This window comes from Candidatus Cloacimonadota bacterium (genome assembly GCA_034661015.1).
In the GTDB taxonomy this organism is placed as follows: Bacteria; Cloacimonadota; Cloacimonadia; order JGIOTU-2; family JGIOTU-2; genus JAYEKN01.
Map to the genome: position 1 here is coordinate 1 of JAYEKN010000054.1, position 1064 is coordinate 1064.

General features: G+C 34.8%; 1 protein-coding gene. It reads right to left on the reverse strand.

All coding sequences use genetic code 11. The annotated features are described in order from the left end of the window. Positions 1 to 18: 18 nt before the first annotated feature. A partial coding sequence (locus U9P79_01770) for a U32 family peptidase C-terminal domain-containing protein (protein ID MEA2103356.1) occupies positions 19 to 1064 on the reverse strand: 1046 nt, incomplete at its 5' end.

Genomic DNA, 1064 nt, shown 5'->3' on the forward strand with positions numbered 1-1064 from the left:
TAATAATTTTGAATCATTTTAGTTTTCATTTTCTTTTCTTATTATATACCAAGATTTGACAGGTTTCTTTATTTTTATTTGAACGATCTGTTTAGCATGAGGGGCAGCTTCAATCTCTTCCCCTTCTTCATTCCACATTTTTTCAATTTTCTGGGTAAAAAAATCGCCATCCGGACCAAATATTTCAATTTCATCCCCCACAAATATCCTGTTTTTTTGTTCCATCGTAGCTATCATGCTATTTTTATCGTAATCCAGAATTAATCCAACAAAATCATAAGTTCTGATATAGGCACTACTATCATACCTTTGTTCCTTGCCGCCTGGCTTAGCAAAATAAAATCCGGTAGTAAAATTTCTGTTACTCACTTTTTTTATTTCATCTAACCATTTCTTATCAAAATAATATTCATTCGGATTTGTCAGATAACTATCAATAAGATGCCGGTAAGCTTTGACTACAGTAGCCACATAATAGGAACTCTTCATTCTTCCTTCAATCTTAAATGCGGAAATACCTGCTTCTATCAATGATGGCATATGTTCTATCAAGCATAAGTCTTTGGAATTGAAAATATAAGTTCCTCTTTTATCCTCATATACTGGAAAATATTCCCCCGGCCTTGTCTCCTCCATAAGATAATATCGCCATCTGCAAGACTGGGCACAATCTCCCCTGTTGGCATCCCGACCTACCATATAATTACTTAGCAAACATCTCCCGGAATAAGAAATACACATGGCTCCATGCACAAATGTTTCAATTTTTATATCATCAGGCACTTTTTTGATGATTTCTTTTATCTCTACCAAGGATAATTCCCGAGCCAAAATAATTCTTTTGACTCCCTGCTTATGCCAAAAATTTACTGTAGCATAATTCGTTGTACTTGCCTGGGTACTTAAATGAATTTCTACCTCAGGCATAATATCCTTAACAATGCTCAGTATCCCCGGATCTGAAATAATTAATCCATCCAAACAAAGATCTTTTAATTTACGGATGTATTCGGGCAAACCAACCAAGTCCTCATTGTGAGCTATTATATTAAGAGTCAGGTAAA